The sequence below is a fragment of the Paenibacillus mellifer genome (assembly GCF_023195895.1).
Classification (GTDB): Bacteria; Bacillota; Bacilli; order Paenibacillales; family Paenibacillaceae; genus Fontibacillus; species Fontibacillus mellifer.
Window position 1 is genome coordinate 1 of the sequence record NZ_JALPRK010000063.1, and the last position, 283, is coordinate 283.

Sequence of the window (283 nt, forward strand, 5' to 3'; positions counted from 1 at the left end):
GCGTAAGGCAATCGTGAGTTTTCGGTATCCATAGGCGGATTCCTCACCTTCCAGCAGCTTCATAATCAGGTGTTTAATCCGCGTATCGGTCACTTTCTTCCCATCAAAGGTATAGGAGTATCCGGGTACGGGACGCCCGCCTTGAGGGGCTTGTTTAGGATTCGTAAGCTTGAGCGAATAGTAGTACGATGAACGCGGAACACCACAGATCTTAAGCACAGGAGCTACCTTGTAGCCCTTTAGGATCCATTTTCGGGCCACTTGAATTGGATGTGGGGATACT

General features: G+C 49.5%; 1 pseudogene. It reads right to left on the bottom strand.

Annotation, left to right across the window (positions count from 1 at the left end):
• Positions 1-283: pseudogene (locus tag M0651_RS23985) on the bottom strand (IS3-like element ISHahy4 family transposase); the annotation flags it as partial.